14 protein-coding genes are annotated in these 17,331 nt (G+C 69.3%); 4 read left to right on the top strand and 10 right to left on the bottom strand.

Annotated features, from left to right (window positions below):
* Positions 1-260: 260 nt before the first annotated feature.
* From F8O03_RS01700 to F8O03_RS01690, 3 genes are all read left to right on the top strand, one after another.
* Positions 261-1,340: an acyltransferase family protein gene (locus F8O03_RS01700; protein WP_167516431.1), complete on the top strand. Its 1,080-nt coding sequence runs from the start codon at positions 261-263 to the stop codon at positions 1,338-1,340.
* Positions 1,341-1,380: 40 nt separating this feature from the next.
* Entirely contained in the window at positions 1,381-1,785 is a 405-nt protein-coding gene (locus F8O03_RS01695; protein WP_151422107.1) for a RidA family protein, read from the top strand.
* Between the two features lie 170 nt (positions 1,786-1,955).
* Positions 1,956-3,530: an AMP-binding protein gene (locus tag F8O03_RS01690; RefSeq protein WP_151422106.1), complete on the top strand. Its 1,575-nt coding sequence runs from the start codon at positions 1,956-1,958 to the stop codon at positions 3,528-3,530.
* A 436-nt stretch (positions 3,531-3,966) separates the two neighbouring features.
* Here F8O03_RS01690 and F8O03_RS01685 read toward each other — a convergent pair whose 3' ends face one another.
* The 10 genes from F8O03_RS01685 to F8O03_RS01640 form a co-directional block, all read right to left on the bottom strand.
* Entirely contained in the window at positions 3,967-4,995 is a 1,029-nt protein-coding gene (locus tag F8O03_RS01685; protein WP_208851776.1) for a LacI family DNA-binding transcriptional regulator, read from the bottom strand.
* Entirely contained in the window at positions 4,992-6,212 is a 1,221-nt protein-coding gene (locus F8O03_RS01680) for a fumarylacetoacetate hydrolase family protein (protein ID WP_244295822.1), read from the bottom strand. The genes F8O03_RS01685 and F8O03_RS01680 overlap by 4 nt, the downstream gene beginning before the upstream one ends.
* 957 nt (positions 6,213-7,169) lie before the next feature.
* A complete protein-coding gene (locus F8O03_RS01675; RefSeq protein WP_151422105.1) occupies positions 7,170-7,964 on the bottom strand; it encodes an enoyl-CoA hydratase/isomerase family protein in 795 nt (264 codons plus the stop codon).
* Positions 7,961-9,265: an extracellular solute-binding protein gene (locus F8O03_RS01670; RefSeq protein ID WP_151422104.1), complete on the bottom strand. Its 1,305-nt coding sequence runs from the start codon at positions 9,263-9,265 to the stop codon at positions 7,961-7,963. The genes F8O03_RS01675 and F8O03_RS01670 overlap by 4 nt, the downstream gene beginning before the upstream one ends.
* Positions 9,262-10,689, bottom strand: coding sequence for a CaiB/BaiF CoA transferase family protein (locus tag F8O03_RS01665; protein WP_151422103.1), 1,428 nt, complete (start codon positions 10,687-10,689; stop codon positions 9,262-9,264). Before F8O03_RS01665 ends, F8O03_RS01670 begins: the two co-directional genes overlap by 4 nt.
* Positions 10,690-10,787: 98 nt before the next feature.
* Positions 10,788-11,900 (bottom strand): aldose 1-epimerase family protein, encoded by a 1,113-nt coding sequence (locus F8O03_RS01660; protein WP_208851775.1) that lies wholly within the window; start codon positions 11,898-11,900, stop codon positions 10,788-10,790.
* A gap of 29 nt (positions 11,901-11,929) precedes the next feature.
* Positions 11,930-12,685, bottom strand: a complete 756-nt coding sequence (locus F8O03_RS01655; RefSeq protein WP_151422101.1) for an SDR family NAD(P)-dependent oxidoreductase — start codon at positions 12,683-12,685, stop codon at positions 11,930-11,932.
* Positions 12,686-12,816: 131 nt separating this feature from the next.
* Entirely contained in the window at positions 12,817-13,731 is a 915-nt protein-coding gene (locus tag F8O03_RS01650) for a sugar phosphate isomerase/epimerase family protein (RefSeq protein ID WP_104251685.1), read from the bottom strand.
* 72 nt (positions 13,732-13,803) lie between these two features.
* A complete protein-coding gene (locus tag F8O03_RS01645; protein WP_208851774.1) occupies positions 13,804-14,949 on the bottom strand; it encodes a Gfo/Idh/MocA family protein in 1,146 nt (381 codons plus the stop codon).
* A 229-nt stretch (positions 14,950-15,178) separates the two neighbouring features.
* A complete protein-coding gene (locus tag F8O03_RS01640; RefSeq protein ID WP_151422099.1) occupies positions 15,179-16,324 on the bottom strand; it encodes a mandelate racemase/muconate lactonizing enzyme family protein in 1,146 nt (381 codons plus the stop codon).
* A 121-nt stretch (positions 16,325-16,445) separates the two neighbouring features.
* Between F8O03_RS01640 and F8O03_RS01635 the strand changes: the two genes are divergently transcribed.
* Entirely contained in the window at positions 16,446-17,177 is a 732-nt protein-coding gene (locus F8O03_RS01635; RefSeq protein ID WP_151422098.1) for a FadR/GntR family transcriptional regulator, read from the top strand.
* Positions 17,178-17,331 lie beyond the last annotated feature (154 nt).

The following is a 17,331-nucleotide window of genomic DNA, read 5'->3' as shown; positions in this document are numbered from 1 at the left end:
CGCGCGCGGCCGCGCCCCCCCCCCCCCGCGCTTGGGGGGGGGGGGGGCGCCCCCCCCCCCCCCCCCCCCCCCCCCCCCCCCACAACTCTGCGCGCAGTCCGGAGGTGCGTGCGTGCACGCGGATGCACGCGGATGCGTGCGGTCGGATTCCCGCATCAGGGGCGAGGCAAGACCCCCACCGCCACGAGTCGCGTATGGTCGGACACTGCCGAGGCACCGCCGTCGCGCCCCGGCAGCTCCCAACCAGACGCGCATCCGCAATGACCTCACCCTCCCCGCAGTCCCAGCCGCCGACCGGCTCCCGCGCCCCGAGCGGCGCATCCCGGGCCCGCTGGATGGACCTCATCCGAGGAGGCGCGATCCTCCTCGTCGTGCTGCTGCACGCCACCGCCATCCCGTGGATGTTCGGCGGCATCAGCTCGGGCCGCGTCGTCAACGACATCAACTCGTTCTTCGCGCCATACCGGATGAGCCTCCTCTTCCTCCTCTCCGGCGTGCTGCTCACCCGCTCGCTCGCGAAACCGCCAGGCACCTACTACTGGAACAAGGTGCGCACCCTCATCTGGCCATACCTCGTGTGGATGGTCATCGGCATGCTCACCGAGGGCTACACCGACCTGCGGGACCCGTTCTTCTGGATCCCGAACAACTGGCTGTGGTTCATCTTCTTCCTCGCCGTCTACTACGCCGTCGCCCCACTCCTCGCGCGCATCCCCGGCACCTGGTTCGGGGTGGTCCCCGCCGTGCTGTGGATCGCCAGCTGGCCGCTGCCCGACGGCGACTTCTCCAACCTCTGCTACTACGGCGGCTTCTTCTTCGCCGGGCACCTCTGCGTGCGCCTCGGCTCGCGACTCTCCCGCTTCGAGACGCGCACCCTCATGTGGGTGTGCCTCGCCATCGCAACCGGCTTCGGGGCGTTCATCATCGCCGGCAACCGTGGCTACACGAACGCCATGACGGCCGGCTTCGACGCGCACCGCCTCGAGCTCCTGCCCGTCGTGATCGCGGGCATCGCGGGCACCGTCATGGCCGTGCGCCGACTCACCGGCTCCCACCAGGGTCACAGCCACGACCGCGCCAGGTGGCTCCAGTACATCGGCCGCAACTCGGTGGTGTTCTACCTCGTGCACTTCCCGACACAGGTGTGGATCACGAACACCCTCAGCGACCTCGGCGTCACCAACCCCAACATCTCCCTGCCCGCCTGCTTCCTCGGCGCCCTCGCCGTCGCGTACCTCGCCTGCTGGCTGCGCCGATTCCGGGTCGTGGATGCGCTGTTCGTGCTCCCCCAGTTCGCGCGCCGCACCACGCAGGTCGCGCCGCCAGCCCGCCCCGCGTAGCCCACGCATCCACCCGCACGCCGACCACCAGGAGGACACCATGTCCAGCTACGTCTCCCTCATCCGCGCCAACACGCTCAGCGACACCGCCGAATACGCCTACGCATCCACCGTCGACGCGGGTGCACGCCTCGTCTTCCCAGCAGGCGCCTGCCCCCTCAACGACGACGGCACGACCACCGCCATCGGCGACTACGCGGGCCAAGCCGCGAAGTGCGTCGAGAACCTGCGCGTCGCCCTCGCCGAAGCCGGGGCGCGCCTCGAGGACGTCGCCAGCACGCGCGTGCTCGTCGCATCGTCATCGCAGGCCGACCTCGTCACCGCGTGGGAAGTCATCCGGGACGCCTTCGGCGACCACGACGTACCGAGCACCCTCCTCGGCGTCACCGTGCTCGGCTACGACGACCAGCTCGTCGAGATCGAGGCAGTCGCCGCGGTCGCCTAGCTGGAACTGGCGGGCGGCGCGGTCCGCCCCAGCGGGCCCCGCGCTGGGGTCGTTCCCATGTGCGGTGCGCAAGATGGGCAGCGGATGCGACACGTGCATCCGCCAGACACGGCCCGGCCGGGCACAACCCGACCGCCGCGCCGCCTGCATTCCGATCAAAGGAGATCGCCGTGTTCAAGAGCCCATACCCAGACGAGCAGATCCCGAACGTCTCGGTGTTCGACTTCCTGTTCGCCGAGCTGAGCGAAGCGGATGCGGCGCGCACCGTCATCGTCGACGGCACAAGCGGCGCCGAGACGAGCTTCGGGGCACTCAAGCAGCAGATCGAGCTCATCGCGGGGGCCCTCGCTGGCGGCGGGCTCGGGGTGGGCGACGTCGTCGCGCTGCACTGCCCGAACGTGCCCGCGTTCGCGTCGGTGTTCCACGGCATCCTCCGCTCGGGTGCCACGGCGACGACGATCAACGCCCTCTACAACGCCGAGGAGATCGAGACGCAGCTCCGCGACTCCGGCGCGAAGCTGCTGTTCACGGTCGGCCCGCTGCTCGCGCAGGCCCACGCCGGTGCCATCGCGGCGGGCCTCGAGCAGGACGCCGTCATCGTCCTCGACGGCGCCGAGGGGTACCACGACCTCCGCGAGCTCCTCGGCGCCGGGCTCCCCGCCCCCGACGTGAGCTTCGACCCGGCGACCCACGTCGCCGTGCTCCCCTACTCCTCAGGCACCACCGGCAAGCCCAAGGGCGTCAAGCTCAGCCACACCAACCTCGTCGCGAACGTCGTGCAGACGTACCCGGTGCTCGACGTCGAGTCTGACGACGTGGTGCTCGCGCTCCTCCCCTTCTTCCACATCTACGGCATGACCGTGCTCCTCAACATCGCCATCAAGAAGCGCGCCCGCCTCGTCACGATGCCGAAGTTCGACCTCGGCGAGTTCCTCCGCATCATCGAGACGCATCGATGCACCTACCTGTTCATCGCCCCACCGATCGCCGTCGCGCTCGCCAAGCATCCGCTCATCGACACGTTCGACCTGTCGAGCGTTCGCACGGTCTTCTCCGGCGCGGCCCCCATCGACTCGGCGCTCATGAAGGCCGTCGCCGACCGCCTCGGCACCCGCACCAGGCAGGGGTACGGGATGAGCGAGGCGAGCCCCGTCACGCACGTGCTCCCCCTCGAGCAGAACGGCATGCCGCTCGGCTCGGTCGGCGTGCCCATCGCCAACACCGAGGTGAAGCTCGTCTCAACCGAGACCGGCGCCGAGATCGACGCCGTCGAGGGCCGACAGAGCGAGCCTGGCGAGATCTGGGTGCGAGGCCCCCAGATCATGCTCGGCTACCTCGGTCGCGACGACGCGACCCACGAGGCCGTCGACGACGACGGCTTCCTGCACACGGGGGACATCGCCACCGTCGGTCCGCTCGGCGAGTTCACCATCGTCGACCGGCTCAAGGAGCTCATCAAGTACAAGGGCTACCAGGTCGCGCCCGCCGAGCTCGAAGCGCTGCTGCTCACGCATCCAGACATCACCGACTCGGCCGTGGTCGGGGCCCTGGATGCGGACGGGCAGGAGATCCCGAAGGCGTTCGTCGTCCGCCGCGAGGGCGCCTCGCTCGACGAGGCTGGCGTCGAGGCGTTCGTCGCCGAGCACGTCGCGCCGCACAAGAAGGTGCGGGCCGTCGCGTTCATCGACGTCATTCCGAAGTCGACGTCGGGCAAGATCCTGCGAAAGGACCTCCGCGGCCGCTGAGGCGGGCGCCGCGCGGGCGGTCCACCCGCCCGCGCCGCCCGCGGCGGCGGGCCTTCCGCCGCCGCCGGCCCCGCCGCCCGCAGAGTTGTGGCTTGATGCGATTCCCGCTGGCGCCAAGCGCAACAAGCCACAACCCTGCGGGGCGCACTTCGCGACTCCCGCATCCACCAAGTACAAAGTTGTGGCCGAATGCTGTTGCGCGGCCGGCCAAGCGCAACAAGCCACAACCTTCGCGCGGATGAGTCAGCTGCACGGGCGGAGACTCAGCAGAGACGGAAGCGGAGACGGAACCATGCGCCCGTGACGAAGTTGTGGACAAACGCTGTCCCCACCGGCAGGAACGGCACAATGCCACAACGTTGGCAGTCCGACTGCAGCGCGCCCTCCGCCCAGGCCCTCAGCGCATCGACCCGCCGGACGACGTGGATGAGGGCCGCTACGCGCTCTCGCGGGCGACGACCTCGAAGCCGAGGTCGACGGTCTCACCCTCTGGCGCATCCGCACCACCGCGGCTCATGCGAGCCAGCAGCAGCTCGCCGGCCTTCGTGCCGATCTCCCGGTTGGGCACCGCCACGGTCGTGAGTGTCGGCGTGAGATGCGACGACAGCTCGAAGTCGCCAAAGCCGGTCACGGCGAGCTCGCCTGGCACGGACACGCCTCGGCGAGCGCATTCGAGCACGGCGCCGGCCGCGAAGACGTCGCTCGCGAACATGAGCGCGTCGGTCTCGGGATGCTCGCGCAGGGTCGCATCGAGCAGGTCGCGCCCCGTCTCGAGGTCGACCGCCGCAACTCCGGAGTCCACGACCCGCACCGACTCGCCCGGGTACAGCTCGGCGACGGACGCCTCGAAGCTCGCGCGCCTCGCCGCCGCACGGAAGTCGCCGGACTGGAACGACCCCGCGAACGTCGGATGCGCGTATCCCCTGTCCCGCACGTACTCGACGAGCGCGCGGACGGCATCTTCGTTGGAGAAGCCGATGAGGCTGTCGACGGGATTCTCGCTCGAGTCCCACGCCTCGACGACGGGAATGCCGGACGCGCGCAGCAGTGTCGACGCCGCATCCGTGTGCTGGGCGCCGACGATGAACATGCCATCCGGTCGACGCCCGAGGAAGGCCCGGACGAGCTCCTCCTCGTGCTCCGGGCTGTACCCGGTCGTGCCGATGAAGAGCTGGTACCCGGACGGCGAGAGCATCACCTCGAGGCCGTGCAGCGCATCCGCGAACACCGACGCGGAGATCGACGGGACGATCGCAGCGACCGTCATCGACCGGTTCGACGCGAGGTTCGACGCGGCCAGGTTCGGCACGTAGCCGAGCGCGCCGATCGCCGACTGCACCCGCTCGAGGGTGTCGACCGACACGAGCTCTGGCGTCCGCAGCACCCGCGACACGGTCTGCGGAGAGACCCCCGCCGACGCCGCGACGTCGGTGAGCGTCACCTTCTGCGTCGACCGCCTGGTCACAGCAGCCTTCTGGCCGCCAGGTTGCGCATGAGCGCTGCGATCCCGAATGTCCACGGCGCGCACTCCTCGCTGGTCTGTACCTGGCCCACCAGACTACCGAGGGCAGGTGAGGAGATCCGCACGACATCACCGGCGTGGTGCGTGAACCCGTGATCGGGCTGGTCGCGGTCGACGATGGGCGCGAACATCGTGCCGAGCATGAGCACGGCCCCGTCTGGGTACTGGTGGTGCGGGCCGAGCAGCTGCGCGGCGAGGTCGGCGGGGTCGCGGGAGATCTGCGCGAGGTCGGAGGAGCCGTGCAGGGTGAAGCCGTCGAGGCCGACGATGTCGAGGTCCACCGTCATGTCGCGCACCGAGTCCAGGTCGAAGCCTGCGTCGAAGAGGCGGATGAACGGGCCAAGCCCGCACGACGCGTTGTTGTCCTTCGCCTTCGGCAGCAGCAGCGCCGAGCGTCCCTCGACGTCGCGCAGGTTCACGTCGTTCGCGAGCGTCGCGCCGACGATGGCGCCGGTGGATGCGATGAGCAGCGCCACCTCAGGCTCCGGGTTGTTCCACTCGGACGAGGAGTGCACGCCGACCTGCTCGGCGGTGCCCATCGCCGAGAGCGTCGGCCCCTTCGTGAAGATCTCCGCGTCCGGGCCGATGCCGACCTCGAGGTACTGACTCCACAGCCCCTCCCCCACGAGGTACGCCTTGAGCGCCATCGCCTCGACCGACCCCGGCTTCAGGCTCGCGAGATCGGTGCCGATCTCCGCGAGGATCTGCTCGCGCATCCTCGCCGCCGCCTCGATGTCGCCGCGCACCCGCTCCTCGATGACGCGCTCGATCATGGAGACCGCGAACGTCACGCCGGCCGCCTTCAGCACCTGCAGGTCGACGGGGGCGAGCAGCCACGGCTTGGACTCGTCGCGACTGGTGGGGTCGGTGTTCGCGAAGATCTCGTCGAGCGAGCCGAGGCTCGGCGCGTCCGCTGACGCGGCCCGCACCGCAGCGGCAGGGTCGACCGACTCGGTGATGTCGCTGACGGTCGCGAAGGTCCCGCTCAGATCAAGAACGCCGTCAGCCGTGACCAGCACCGGTGATGGGCCGCCGACCGCCGGGTCCCAGACCCGTCCGACGAGCGTGCCCGTCGTCCCGTCGGCGGGGAGCGCCTGGACGGCGCTGCCCGACCATCCGGCTGCCGGCTGCTGGCCTGAGGCCATCTGCTGCGATGTCATGTGAGCTCCTGAGGTTCTGGTCGTGATCGTGGTCGTCGGTCGGCGAGTCGGTGGTCGGCGGTCGAGGCGAGTCGGTGGTGAGGTTCCGGTCAAACGCTTCGGTGGCGGGGTGGCGGGGTGGCGGGGTGGCCGGGTGGCGAGGGTGGCGAGGGTGGAGGTGGCGGAGTGGCGAGGTCGCCGGGTGGCGAGGGTGGAGGTGGCGGGGTGGAGGCCGGTCTCGAAGTTCGGTCGAGAGGTTCGCCCCGAGCGGTTTCGGGATGGCTTTCGCGCTTCCGGATGGCTTGCAAGCCATCCCGAAGCGTGAATCCCATCCCGAGTCGAAGGTCGGAGGTTGAAGGTCGAGACACGACCGAGGCGCCTCCGGTTTCGGGATGGGGAACTCGCTTCGTTGCGGGAAGTTTTCCGGAAGGAAGCGACTTTTCCATCCCGAGACGGAGCTTCGGTGGCGGGGTGGCCGGGTGGCGAGGGCGGGGGTGGCGGGGTGGAGGCCGGTCTCGAAGTTCGGTCGAGAGGTCCGCCCAGAGCGGTTTCGGGATGGCTTTCGCGTTTCCGGATGGCTTGCAACCCATCCCGAAGCGTGAATCCCATCCCGAGTCGAAGGTCGGAGGTCGGAGGTCGGAGGTCGGAGGTCGGAGGTCGGAGGTCGAGACACGACCGAGGCGCCTCCGGTTTCGGGATGGGGAACTCGCTTCGTTGCGGGAAGTTTCCCCGAAGGAAGCGACTTTTCCATCCCGAGAGAGCTTCGGTGGCGGGGTGGCCGGGGCGGAGGCCGGTCTCGAAGTTCGGTCGAGAGGTTCGCCCAGAGCGGTTTCGGGATGGCTTTCGCGCTTCCGGATGGCTTGCAACCCATCCCGAAGCGGGAATCCCATCCCGAGTCGAAGGCGGCACAGCAAACGAGTCGAGGGTGGTGGCTGACATGGTCGGCTCGGCTTGGCTCGGTCTCAGGTCGGTTCGGCGTCAGCGGCGGTGGAAGACGCCCTCGCGTTTCTCGGCGAAGGCGGCACGGCCCTCGTCGGCGTCGGCGGTCGCGAAGGTGATGGTCTGGAGGTCGCGTTCGTAGGCGACGGCCGCGTCCTGGCTCATGTTGTAGGAGGCGCGCAGGTTGGCCTTCGCGGTCTCGGCTGCGATGGGTGGCCGGGATGCGATGACTGCGGCGAGCTCGCGGGCCCGGCCGAGCAGCTGCTGGCTGGGCAGCACTTCGGAGACGATCCCCCAGGACAGTGCCTGCTGCGCCGAGATGGGGTCGCCCGTGAGGAGCATGAGGGCGGCGTTGCTCGCGCCGGCGGAGTGGGCGAGGAAGGAGGCCATCCCGCCGCCGCCGATCCAGCCGAGCTTGATCTCGGGGGCTGCGAGTGAGGCGGTCTCGGCGGCGAGGCGAATGTCGCAGGTCATGGCCGTCTCGAGCCCGCCGCCGAAGGCGTAGCCGTTGATGGCGGCAATGATGGGCTTGCGGAGGGCGCGGAGGGCGTCGCAGTAGTCCTCGCGGTTACGGAAGTCCCAGGGTGTCGCGTACTTGTCGAGCGAGCGGATGTCGCTGCCTGCGCAGAACGACCGCTCTCCCGCGCCGGTGAGGATGATGACGCGCACGTCGTCGCTTTCGTTGGCCCAGGTGGCGACAGCGACGAGCGCGTCGGACATCTCCTGCGTCACCGAGTTGAGCTTCGCTGGGCGGTTGATGGTGACGGTCGCGGTGAAGCCGTCGAGCTCGACGAGGATCTCGTCGGTCCCGAGCTGGGGAAGGCTGTCGGTCATGAGCTGACTCCAGACGTCGTGGGTGGGGTGGCGGGGACGCGCGCATCCGGTGCATCGATGCGCGTCGATGCAGCGTTCGCTGGTGATGAGGCCGCAGACGACGGTGCACCTGCAGATGCAGATGCGGCGAAGGCCGCCGAGAGGTCGTCGAGGCACGCTTCACGGAGCTGCGCTGCAGAAGTGGCGTCGCTGAGCAGCGCGTCGCGCAACAGCTCGGATGCTGTCGTCTGGAACGCGATGTATCCGTCGTACCGCGGGCGCACCCAGGACTCCTCGATGGTCGCCGCCGTGTTCGCGTAGAAGTCGTGCGCGGCCTCGTTGACGTCGGCGTCGTGCCACGCGGAGCGCAGTCCGGGCTGACCGTCGTGCTCCGGGATGAACGTGCGCTGCGTCTCGGAGTCGAGCAGCCAGGCGAGGTGCGCGACGAGCTCGGAGCTCACGCGGCAGCGCCTCGAGATGGCGATGCCGGTGCCGCCGATCGTGGACCCGAGGCGAGCCGATGCGGCCCAGCGTGGCGCATCCCGGAACTGCAGGGTGGGCGACGAGTAGTTCACGTACCCGTAGACGAGCGGCACGTAGGCGAGCGAGTCGCCGCTGGACATGCGCTCGAGGAGGGCGATGGGGTTTTCACGGTGCGTCGCTGCCGGGGAGCGGCGGGCAATGGTGCGGAGGAGCTCGAAGCCTTCCCGCGCGACGTCGCGGGAGGAGAAGAGGGGTCCTTCGGTAGGGCTGTCGGAGATCGGTGCGCCGGCCCCCGCGAGCACGGACGCGAACGTGAGGAACGCGTGCGGCCCTGCGAGCGACAGCGCGACGGGGGCGACTTCGGAGAGCGCGACGGCGTCGCTCCAGGTCGTCGGCACCTCCCCGGCGATCAGATCGACGCGTGCCGCCGCAACCTGGGTGGCCGCGTCCAGCGGAAGCGCCCACTGCGACCCGGCGAGCGAGTACGACGTGAAGCTCGGACCGATCGCGTCAGCGGCGATCCGCTCGAGGAGCGCCGCGTCGAAGACGTCGTCGAGCGGCCGAAACGAGCCGCTGGCGAGCGCTTCACCGAGGTGCGGATGGTCGAGCACGATGAGGTCGTACCGCTCGGCCAGCTCGGCGATCGGCGCCGACTCGAAGCCTTCGAGCGGATGCGCTTCCCACTCGATGAGGGCCTGCCCGTCACGGGCGGCGACAGCTGCCGCCGCTTCGAGCGCGTGCCGGCCCCGCGGGTGGTCCCAGGTGAGGCCCCGGTAGCGCGGCGCCGCGGCGGTGATCGGTGACGGCGAGGGCGAGAGCGAGGGCGAGTGCGCGCTCATGATCGTTGGGCGCTCACGCCGGCGGGTGCGGCGGGCGCATCCGAACCGGACCCGTCTGCCGCAGAAGCCGCGGCCTGCTCTGGCGCCCCTTCTCCGGTGAGAACCGCATCCGACCCGCCGGGCAGTGCCGTCCCGTCGGCAGACACCGCGCCCCCGAGCTGCTCCCGCACGTTGTCGAGCGTGGCGTGCACGGCGATCGCGCCGCGCTCGGCGAGCTCTTCGATGTGGGCGGCCGCGTGCCCGAGCTCGCTGAGGATCTCCCGCGTGTGCTCGCCCGTGAGCGGTGCGCCTCGGTCGATGCGCGCTGGCGTCTTCGAGAACTTGTACGGGAAGCCGGGCGTCTTCACGAGCCCCTCGGTGGGGTGCTCGTACTCGACGAACGTGCCGTTGTGCGCGATCTGCGGGTCGTTGACGAGGTCCGCGTAGCCGTAGACGGGGCCGGCCCAGATGGAGGTCTTCGAGAACGCATCGAGCCAGTGCGCACTCGTGTTCGTCGCGAGGCGGGCCGCGGTCTTGGCGAAGACCTCGTCGCGCAGGCGCCACGAGTCGTCGAGCGTGTGCAGGCCGATGAAGCTGTCCTCGCCGATCGTGCGGCCGAGCTCCTCGAGGTCGGGCATGGCGAGCACGATGAAGCCGTCGGAGGTCGCGAACGAGCCGTAGGGCGAGCGGATGTAGACGTGCGCGTGCGGTTCGGCGCTGCGCTGCTGGGGCACGCCGCCGGCCGTGAACACGGAGAGCTCCTGCATCTGCAGGGTCGTGATCGCGTCGAGCATGTTGACGGTCACGAGCTGCCCCTCACCGGTGCGCTCACGGTGGAAGAGCGCGGCGAGCACGCCCTCGAACGCCGTGGATGCGGTGACGGCGTCGACGAGGTACTGGCCGGCGGCCTGCGGGGGCTCGCCGTCGCGGCCGGTCGAGAGCATCGCACCGCTCATGGCCTGGAGGAGCAGGTCCTGGCCCGGGCGCATCTTGTACGGGCCGTCCTCGCCGTAGCCGGAGACCGACACGTAGACGAGGCTCGGGTTGATGGCGCTCAGGGTGTCGTAGTCGACGCCGAGGCGGGCGGCCACGCCGGGACGGTAGTTCTGCAGGAACACGTCACTCGTGGCGACGAGTTCGCGCAGCACCTCGCGGCCATCGTCGGACTTGAGGTCGAGGGCGATGGAGCGCTTGTTCCGGTTCAGCGAGAGGAACGACACGTTGATCTCGTTGCCTGCCGCACCCCCAGCCGGGGCGTGGCGCTGCCATTCGCCTGCCGGCGGCTCGACCTTGATGACGTCGGCGCCGAGGTCGCCGAGGCGTTGCGCCGCGAACGGGCCCGCCATGGCGATCGAGCAGTCGAGCACTCGGATGCCGGAGAGGATTCCACCGCCGACCCCGGCCTCTGCCTGGTGCGTCTCGCTGGTGTCTTCTGCGCCGCTCATGGTGTTCCTCGTTTCGGTGGATGCGCTGCTGGCAGCGCTAACATCTCAAGTGTAGGACGCCCGGAGCCAACGTCATCGTCAGCCCCGGGCATGGGGGTCTAATCCGGCTGATCGCCGATGGCACGAATCGCGGCCTCGACCGCACTCGTCTCCGCGACCCCGTCGAGCACGCGGATCGTCGTCGAGTAGCTGCGCGACTCCCCGTGCCCCAGGAACAGCGCCGTGCCGTCCTGGCGCGAGGCCGCATCCCCCGACACATGATGCGTGCTCGGCTCGAGGCCGATGCCGTACTGGCCGCTGCGCAGGTTCTGCCACTCGAAGAAGTGCGGCATGCCCGCAGCCTCCCAGCTCAGCTCGATGCCCCGCTCCCCACCCGCCGTGATCAGCGCCACGCGGTGCCTGCCGTCGTCGCCGACCACCAGCTCGTGCTCGGTGACCTGCTCGACGAAACCGTCGATCGGGGCCGGCATGACGCGGTAGCTCGTGCCCTGCTCCGCGACAGAGTCCGACTGCCAGAGGTGCTTCGTGATAGGCGCCACGAACCTCGCACCCTCATCCAGGAACGGCCAGCCGACGTTGATGTGGTACAGGAACATGTGCGGCGTCGGATCGAATCCGAGGTTGTCGACGACATCGTCGAAGCGCACCTCGCGACCGTCGAAGTCGAGCTCGATCGTGCGCGTCAGGCGCAGGTGCTCGCCGAACGCCGTCGCCTGGATCACCTCGCCGACGACCCGCAACACGACGCGGCCCTCACGTTCGACCTCGCGGGCCTCAAGCAACCGAGCCGGAATGGCGGTCAGCCGCCCGTGCAGCCCGTGGGTGACGGTCTGCTTCGGCGGGTAGTTGTAGCGCGTCGCATCCACCTCACCCCCGAACAGGGTGTGGTCGAGACCGCCCGAGACGAGCAGGCCGTCGAGCGCGCGTAGCCACGACAGCCCACCCTCATCGTTGTGCTCGTGCAGCCCCGGGTGGCGGAAGCCGTTGCCGCTGCGCCACCCGATGGGGGCACCGCGGAAGCGCATCGACCCGAGGTCGAACGCCCGGTCGACCAGCACCTCGAGCTCGAGGCCAGCGGAGGTGCGCAGGTCGATCGCCCGCACGCCACGCTCCACGCCGTTGTCCAGCACCACCTGGCGGATGCCCGCCACGGCCGAGAGGTCGCCCGTGCGTCTGCGGAGCTCGGCCACCGAGAGGTTCGAACCGAACACGTCGACGCCTGGTCCTGCTGCCCGCCCGCTCACATCATCACCCATCCGCCGTCGACGTTGATCGTCTGCCCGGTCACGAAGCTCGAGTCCTTGCCCACGAGGAACGAGATGACGCTCGCCACCTCGTCGGGGTCACCGCGCCGCTTGAGCGACTGATGGTCGAGCACGAACTGCGTGTACTGCTCGGGGTTCTCGTGGATCTCCTCGGCCTTGGTGGGAAACGCACCCGGCGAGAGCAGGTTCACGCGGATGCCGAACTCGCCGAGCTCGCGCGCCAGGGCGCGAGTCATGGCGACGGCCGCGCCCTTCGTCGTCACGTAGCTCGCGAGCTTGTCCCAGCCGCCGCTCCACGTGATGGAGCCGATGTTGACGATCGCGCCCGTGCCGCGCTCGCGCATCAGCTCGGCCGCCGCCTGGGCCGCGACGAAGTAGCCACGCTGATTGACCGCGACGACGTCGTCGAACTCTTCGACGGTGATGTCGAAGAACGGCGTCGGCGGGTAGATCGCGGCGTTGTTGATGAGCGCGTGCACCGGCCCGAACTCGGCCTCCGCCTCGCGCACCGCGGCCTTGATCGCCGCGGCGTCGCGCAGGTCGACCTCGAGCACGTACGTCGGCACGCCCGCCGTGCGCAGCTCCTCGGCCGTCTCCGCGAGGGTCGCCCCGCCTCGTCCGAGCACGGCGACAGCGAAGCCGTCGCGTCCGAGTCGCAGCGCGGTCGCCCGCCCGAGCGATCCGCCTGCGCCGGTCACGATCGCGACGGGCTTCTCACCTGTTTTCGTCATGGTTCCTCCGGCCGAAGCCTGTTGTGGTCTGTGGTCCTCGGCGTCTTCAGACAGTCACGGTGACGTGCGCACGTTCGTCACCCCTTCGCGGCGCGTCTGCGCGCCCACGTCACCGTGACTGTCAGAGACGACTAGATCGAGTACTTGCGCAGGATGTCGTCGATGAACTTCTTGGCGCGCGGGATGTCCGACTCGTCCAGGTGCTCGATGATGAGCGGCGCGTTCGGGTTGCGCTCCGCGAGGCGCTGCAGGTAGAGCTCGTAGTCGAGCGAGCCGAGGCCCGCGGCCGGCAGCTCGATCTCGCCGACGCCGCGGAAGGTGTGCGAGGCGAGCGCGTCGTCGTCGCCGATGTCGGCGTGCTTCTCGCTCTTGTCATCGCCGGCCCGCTTGACGTCCTTGGCGTGGGCGACGCGCACCTTGTCGGCGAGCGTGTCGAAGACCTCGTTGAGCACGCCGGCCTGGTCATCGATGTTGGACGCGTCGAAGTAGTTCGTCGGGTCCATGAGCAGCTCGATGCCGGGCGAGCGGATGTCGTTGAAGACGCGCACGGTCTCGCGCACGGAGCCGATGACGTTGTTGACGTATGTCTCGAGCAGGAAGATCGAGCCGTGGTCGTAGGCCTCCTGCGCGAGCTCGGCGAGCACGTCGCGCACCTGCTCGTAGGCGTCCTCGGTCTTGTTGTGCGGGTCGCTGTCCCATTCGCTGTCCGGGTTGAAGGTGCCGGACTCCGAGATGACGTACGGCGTGCCGAAGGAGCGCGCGTTGCGGATGATCTCCTTCAGGTAGTCGACGTTGGCGCGGCGGTGGTCGGGGTCCGGGTGGACGATGTTCGTGTAGCCGGAGATCGCCGAGATGGGGAGGTTGTTGTCGCGGAAGGTGTCGGCGACGAGTTTCGCCTTCTCCTTCGTGATCTGCCCTGCGGTGAGGTCGAGGTCCTTGAAGTGCAGGTCGAGCTGGACGGTGTTGAAGCCGAGCTCGCGCGCCTTCTGGGCGGTGGTCTTGAGGTCGTAGGGGAAGTATCCGCTGAAGATGCCGACTTGGATCATGAGCTTCTTTGCTCCTTCTGTAGGGGCTGTTGGCCGGTTGAGGTGGTGGTGAAGTGGATGCGGGTGTTCGAGTCAGAGGGGGAACTCGTCGAGACGCACGGGGCGGCGCTCGTCGATGGAGCGGTAGCCGGCTTCGATGAGGGCGACGGTCTTGACATTGTCGGCGACGGTGAGCGCTGGCTCGCTGCCGGTCTCGACGGCGTACTGCAGCTGTTCCATGACGCCGATGAAGGCGTGCGGGAACCAGTGGGTGTCCCAGGTGGGGGTCACCCATTTGCCGTCGGTCGACCGGCCGCCGTCGTCGCGAGCGGCGGACGCGTAGGTGATGGTCGAGGGGGTGCCGTTCGGCCAGCCGATGGTTCCCTTGGCGACGCCGCGTGTGCCTTCCACGCGCCAGGTGATGGAGAAGTCGTCGTCGAAGCCGTCTTCGCGGGGGCCGCCCCAGACGTCTTCGGTGGAGAGGGCGAGGAGCCCGCCGGGGAAGCGCAGGGTGGAGACGACGATGCCGTCGGTGTGCGGGAATTGGGTGCGCGGGTCGGTGCGGGTGACGGTCATGATCTCGTCTGGGTCGCCGAAGAGGAAGCGGAGGACATCGAGGTGGTGCACGCTCATGTTGGCGAGGGTGAGGCGGTCGTAGCCTTCGAGGAATCCCTGCCAGTGGGGCACGGCTTTCATGTCGATCTCGACGAAGACGGGCTCGCCGAGGTCGCCGCCGTCGAGGAGCTGCTTGAGCACGCGGATCGACTGGTCGTAGCGCATGTTCTGGTTGACGGAGAGGATCTTGCCCGCGGCCTCCGCCTCGTCTCGGAGGGCGATGGCCTCGTCCAGGGTGAGGGCGAGGGGCTTCTGGGCGAGCACGGCTTTGACGTGCGGCTGCGTGAGGGCCTTGCGGATGAGGGCGGGTTGCAGGTCGGGTGGATACGCGATGTCGACGATCTCGACGTCCGGGTTCTCGATGAGCTGTTCCGGGGTGTCGTGCACGGTCGGGATGCCCCACTGCTCGGCGACGCGTTGCGCGTTGGCCTTCGTGCGGGAGGCGATGGCGACGACGGGGAATCCGGCCTCGCTGTAGGCGGCGAGGTGCTGGTCTGCCATGATGGCGCCAGCGCCGATGGCGCCGATCTTCGCGGAGCGGGCCCGGATGGGGCCGTCTGGGAGGAGGCGGTTGCTGCCGGCCTGGGCCGTCTCGGCCTGTGCTTCAGTGGAACTCGTGGACACTGCGACTCCTTCGCGCCGTTGCGTGAGCGTCTGTTTCGGGCTGGTCGGCCCGGCGTATGTGAGCGCTACTGGTAGCGCTGCCATTGCACCTAATCTAGCGATGTGACGATCCCGCCGCAAGTCCTCCCCGCGGGTTCTTTCGTCGCGCCCGACACATGCCCCGTCGACCGGCGCACACCCGCGCACACGCCGCCGCAACCGCAGCCGCGCCGCCGCGCCACTCGATCGCTCAGCGCTCGACGCCGTCCAGCACGACCCGGAGGCCAGCCCGGGACGGCCGCATGTGCGGACCAGCTGGGTCCGCCCAGCCGCGCCCCGCATCCACGATCGCGGACTCGTCGATCGAGATGCCGGACCCGATGGCGTCCCCCAGCACGATGCCCCCGTCGGCGAACTCCTGATCGACGCTCATGCCGTGCGCCCAGCGCAGCGACTGCACCTCGGTCGTCAGGTGATTGGGCACCGCCGTCATCGCCGCGGCTACCGCGGGATTCGCGTTGTAGCCGACCGGACTGACGGGGAGGTTCCTGGCGTCCGCCGCGTACGCGAGGCGCAGCACGTGCGTGACCCCCCAGATCGCACCGGCCTGCACGACGTCGGGCGCACCGGCGTCGAACAGCGGACGGAACTGGTCGACACCGGTCAGGTTCTCTCCGGTGGCGACGGCCGCGCGCACGGCGGCGGACAGGCGGGCGTGACCGAGCGCATCCCACCGCCGGAGCGGCTCCTCGACCCACAGCAGGTCGACCTCGGCCTCGATCGCCGACACGTAGCGCACCGCCTGCTTCACCTGCCACGATTCGTTGGCGTCGAGCATCAGACCGGGATTCGGGGTGTTGCGGCCGAGCGCGGCCTGCATGACGCGGAGACGGCGCAGATCGGCAAGCGGGTCCACACCGCCCTTGAGCTTGCCTGCCACGTAGCCGCGATTCGCGAAGTCCTCGTAGAACGCGGAGAGCTCTCCGTCGTCGAGGGCGATGTCGAGACCGGATGCGTACCCGGGCACGAACCTGTCGCGCCCGCCGAGCAGACGCCACAGGGGTTCGCCGGCGAGTTTCGCCTTGAGGTCCCAGAGGGCGGCGTCGAGCGTCGCCACTCCGCCGTAGGTCGCGCCGGCGTGACCCGACTTGAAGACCTGGGCGAGCATGCGATCGAAGAGCGACGAGACCGCGCGGGGATCCTCTCCCTCGAGCGCCGGGAAGAGCCTCGCGACGTCGGCGTGAGAGCCGATGCCGACGCCTTCGACCCCTTCGTCGGTCTCGAGGATCACGACCGGGACGTCGGTGACCGCGGCGCGGATGTGCCCGTTGACGTCGCCGATCGACCGCCCCCAGTCGTGCCTGGTGGTGAGCAAACGGAAGCCGGTGATCTTCATATCGTCCTTGATCTTCAGATGGGAGATTCAGCATACATCACACGATTTATTCGTCATACGTTTTTCGCGCTTTTGTCCGTGTCCACCGACCCGCCCATCACTTCGTGACTACAATCGCCGCATGCCAAGCACCACCACGCCGCGGCTCGGCGCCCACCGCACGCCCGCCGCCAGGCTCGGCGTGCAAGTCGTGCACGACCTCGTCTCCGCCATCGTCACCGGTGAGGTCGCCCCCGGCGACCTCCTCCCCACCGAGACCGAGCTCTGCGAGAACTTCGGCGTGAGCCGCACCGTCATCCGCGAGTCCATGAAGCGCCTCGAGGAGAAGGGGATGGTCTCCGTCGTGCAAGGGCGCGGCACGCAGATCGCCCCGCAGTCCGAGTGGAACATCCTCGACAAGGTCGTCCTCGGCACGATGATCGAGAACGACGAGACGCTCGGGATCCTCGACGAGCTCGCCGTCGTGCGAGGACAGCTCGAGTCGAGCATCGCCGCCGCGGCCGCCGGCGCACGAAGCGACGACGAGCTGCTCATCATCCACGGCCATCTCGACACGATGCACGCGACAGCGGAGCAGCGGGAGGCATTCGCCGCCGCCGACGTCGCCTTCCACTTCGCCGTCATGGACGTCGCGGGCGACCGCCTCGCGTCAGGCATCGCGCGCAGCCTCTCCAAGCGCGCGGGCGAGAGCAGCCGCTACTACGGAGCGCCCGGCCCCGACGCGGTTCGCCTCACCCTCGACGAGCACCAGCGCGTGTACGACGCCATTGAGGCCGGAGACGCGGAAGCCGCCGCGCGCGAGATGCGCGACCACATCGCGCTCGCGTGGGAGCGCCGCCGCATCCGCGACTAGCTTGGGGGCGCGAGCTGCTGACGGACGTGGGCTCCCAGGCTTCCGGTCCCGCGCGGCCGCCGCATCCGCACGCAGAGTTGTGGCGGAATGCACTCAGGGCCGCACCGAACCGCACAAAGCCACACCTCTCTGCATGCGGCGGGCACTCGGCGGC

The organism is Pseudoclavibacter terrae, from assembly GCF_008831075.1.
GTDB lineage: Bacteria > Actinomycetota > Actinomycetes > Actinomycetales > Microbacteriaceae > Pseudoclavibacter > Pseudoclavibacter terrae.
Note: the sequence above shows the minus strand (reverse complement) of the source record. Positions and strands in the feature narration are given on the sequence as shown.

Bases quoted from the DNA above. Each gene is read 5' to 3' on its own strand.
- F8O03_RS01700 (WP_167516431.1), top strand. From the start codon at position 261: ATGACCTCACCCTCCCCGCAGTCCCAGCCGCCGACCGGCTCCCGCGCC.
- F8O03_RS01695 (WP_151422107.1), top strand. From the start codon at position 1,381: ATGTCCAGCTACGTCTCCCTCATCCGCGCCAACACGCTCAGCGACACC.
- F8O03_RS01680 (WP_244295822.1), bottom strand. From the start codon at position 6,212: ATGACATCGCAGCAGATGGCCTCAGGCCAGCAGCCGGCAGCCGGATGG.
- F8O03_RS01675 (WP_151422105.1), bottom strand. From the start codon at position 7,964: ATGACCGACAGCCTTCCCCAGCTCGGGACCGACGAGATCCTCGTCGAG.
- F8O03_RS01670 (WP_151422104.1), bottom strand. From the start codon at position 9,265: ATGAGCGCGCACTCGCCCTCGCTCTCGCCCTCGCCGTCACCGATCACC.
- F8O03_RS01665 (WP_151422103.1), bottom strand. From the start codon at position 10,689: ATGAGCGGCGCAGAAGACACCAGCGAGACGCACCAGGCAGAGGCCGGG.
- F8O03_RS01655 (WP_151422101.1), bottom strand. From the start codon at position 12,685: ATGACGAAAACAGGTGAGAAGCCCGTCGCGATCGTGACCGGCGCAGGC.
- F8O03_RS01650 (WP_104251685.1), bottom strand. From the start codon at position 13,731: ATGATCCAAGTCGGCATCTTCAGCGGATACTTCCCCTACGACCTCAAG.
- F8O03_RS01640 (WP_151422099.1), bottom strand. From the start codon at position 16,324: ATGAAGATCACCGGCTTCCGTTTGCTCACCACCAGGCACGACTGGGGG.
- F8O03_RS01635 (WP_151422098.1), top strand. From the start codon at position 16,446: ATGCCAAGCACCACCACGCCGCGGCTCGGCGCCCACCGCACGCCCGCC.